The sequence below is a fragment of the Nocardia arizonensis genome (assembly GCF_001310275.1).
In the GTDB taxonomy this organism is placed as follows: Bacteria; Actinomycetota; Actinomycetes; order Mycobacteriales; family Mycobacteriaceae; genus Nocardia; species Nocardia arizonensis.
In genome coordinates, this window is record NZ_LGYZ01000038.1 from 1 (window position 1) to 2730 (window position 2730).

At 68.1% G+C, this 2730-nt stretch carries 3 protein-coding genes; 1 reads left to right on the forward strand and 2 read right to left on the reverse strand.

Annotated elements, in window-relative coordinates:
* Nucleotides 1–12: 12 nt before the first annotated feature.
* Nucleotides 13–687 (reverse strand): arsenate reductase ArsC, encoded by a 675-nt coding sequence (locus tag APZ21_RS06110; protein ID WP_054812246.1) that lies wholly within the window; start codon nt 685–687, stop codon nt 13–15.
* A 54-nt stretch (nt 688–741) separates the two neighbouring features.
* A complete protein-coding gene (locus APZ21_RS06115; RefSeq protein WP_054812244.1) occupies nt 742–1449 on the reverse strand; it encodes an arsenate reductase/protein-tyrosine-phosphatase family protein in 708 nt (235 codons plus the stop codon).
* Between the two features lie 296 nt (nt 1450–1745).
* Between APZ21_RS06115 and APZ21_RS06120 the strand changes: the two genes are divergently transcribed.
* A complete protein-coding gene (locus APZ21_RS06120) occupies nt 1746–2705 on the forward strand; it encodes a PstS family phosphate ABC transporter substrate-binding protein (RefSeq protein ID WP_054812245.1) in 960 nt (319 codons plus the stop codon).
* Nucleotides 2706–2730: the final 25 nt, after the last annotated feature.

The following is a 2730-nucleotide window of genomic DNA, read 5'->3' on the forward strand; positions in this document are numbered from 1 at the left end:
GCACGGGGCGGCTCAGCCGAGCGTGGTGATGTCGAGTTCGCCGAGCAGGCGTCGCACCCGCTCCTCGATCTCGTCGCGGATCGGGCGCACCGATTCCACGTCCTGGCCTGCGGGGTCCTCGAGGACCCATTCCTCGTAGCGGCGGCCGGGATAGACCGGGCAGGCGTCTCCGCAGCCCATCGTGATGATGACGTCGGCGGCTTGCACGATCTCCTCTGTCCACGGTTTGGGGAATTCGCCGGTGATGTCGATGCCGACCTCGGCCATCGCCTCGACCGCGGCGGGGTTGATCTCGCGTCCGGGCTCGGAGCCGCCGGACCAGGCCACGGCCTGGTCGGCGGCCAGGTGGGTGAAGTATCCGAGGGCCATCTGGGAGCGTCCGGCGTTGTGGGTGCACAGGAACAGCACCGTGGGTTTGCCGTCGACGACCTTGCCCTCCACTCGCGCCAGGGCGCGCAGCCTCTGGCGGGCGAACCGCTCGGCCAGCAACGGCAGGTAGTTCACCACCGTGGCGCGTCCGGCGAACTGGTCGTAGGAGGAGTGCAGGAACCGCTCGATCGTCTCGACCCCGAAGGTGTCGGCGAATTCGGTCTGCAACCGGGTCGCGGCGGTCCTGAGCGCCAGCTGCTGATCGATGGACAGATCCTCGCGCGCGTAGGTGGCGTGGACGACGGGGCTTTCGGGCATCACGGTCTCCAGAGGTTCGGGGGCAGAGCAGGTTTCGGCAGATGAGCGGGTTGTTCAGGTGGTCGGGGTGGTGGCGTGGGATTGCGTGCCGGGGGTGACGGTGACCGCGATACGGTCGATGCGTCCTCGTAGCTGGTCCAGTGCCTGGTCGAACGCGGCGTCGGTGCCTTCGGGGACCGGGTCGGGGATCGACCAGTGCAGGCGTTCCAGGTCGGCGGGCAGTTCCTCGTGGGCGTTGTCGCAGACCGCGATCACCAGATCTCCCGGTCGCACCAGCCCGTCGACCGCGCGCGGGCGCTGGGCCTGTAAAGCGATCCCGTGTCGTCGCGCGGCGGCCACCGCGCCGGGGTGGACCCGTTCGGCGGGATGGGTGCCCGCCGAGGTCGCCGGGACCGCACTGCTCTGTGTCCACGCGGCCACCGCCAACTGCGAACGCGCGGTGTTGCGACTGCACACGAACACCACCCGCTCGGCGGGGATCACGCTGCGCGGCAGCAGATTCGCGCCGAAATCGGTCACCAGGCGCAGATAGCTACGGCGGCGATCACCTTCGGAGCGGTCCCGGCGCACCAGCCCGGCACGGTCGAGGACCTGCATATGGTGTGCCAGCAGATTCGTCGATATCTCCAACCGCGCGCACAGCTCCGAAGAGGCCATGTCGCCGGTGGACAGGATGTCCACGATCTGCACCCGCGTCACATCGGCGAGCGCGGCGTGCACTTCCGCCCGCCGCTGCACCGCCCATAATCCCTCAGTACTCATTGACTCAATGATCGCTGATTCAATATCGTGGGTCAAGCGGTGAGGCCCCTCACCCGAATCCTCACCGCTCGCACCGACGGACCGAGGTGCGCCCCAGCACCGCGACCACCCGGCGGCCGGAACGAAACCTTGTTCGCTCCAGCCGTATTCGCGGGTTCTCACCGTCGCGCGGGACGCTCGCTTCGGCCCACCGCCGATGCCTAGCACCCACGCGCGCGTTTCGACCTCCCACTCCTATTCCCCGGCGGCCCAGCCACACGGCGCGGCCCCGAAGACCGACCAGGAAGGCATCCGACATGACTGTGCGCCCGCCACGACGCCTGCGTGTTCTCGCGATAGGACTGCTCACCGCGGTGAGCCTGACCGCCTGCGGCGGCGCTGACACCGACACACAGGCCAACCTGTCGGGTCCTGTGGTGATCGACGGGTCGAGCACGGTCGAACCGCTCTCGACCGCGGCGGGACAGCTGTTCACCGCCGCGCACCCCGACGTGCAGGTCACCGTCGCCACCTCCGGCACCGGCGGCGGGTTCAAGAAATTCTGCGCCGGGCAGATCGACATCGCCGACGCCTCACGCCCGATGAGCGGTGCCGAGTCCACCGCGTGCGGGCAGCACGGCGTCGTGTTCAGCGCGTTGCAGGTCGCCAACGACGCAATCACCGTGGTCGTCAACAAGGACAACACCTGGGCCACCTGCCTGACCGTGGCCCAGCTCAAGAAGATGTGGGAACCCGCCTCGACGGTCAAGACCTGGAACGAGATCGACCCCGCCTTCCCCGCCGAACCGTTGACCCTGTTCGGCGCCGACACCGAGTCGGGCACCTTCGACTACTTCACCCAGGTCATCAACGGCCGCGAAGGTGCGGGCCGCACCGACTACACCCCCAGCGGGGACGACAACGTCACCGTCGGCGGCGTCGCCGCGGCCAAGGGAGCGCTGGGCTACTTCGGCTACTCCTACTACGAGGACAACACCGACAAACTCCGCGCGGTCCAGATCGACAGCGGCAAAGGCTGCGTAGCCCCCTCGGTACCCACCGCCCAGGACGGCAGCTACACACCCCTGGCCCGGCCGCTGTTCATCTACCTCACAGACATCGCCCTGAAGAAGCCGCAGGTGGAGAAGTTCGCCGAGTTCTACATCGATAACAACGCCAAGATCGTCGAGGCCGCCCGATTCATCCCCATGACCAGCCCGCAGATCTCGCGAGCCCGCGCCGAACTCGCCGACATCAAGGAAACCGCCGGACAATGACCTCCGCGCGCGTCGGTACCGATCC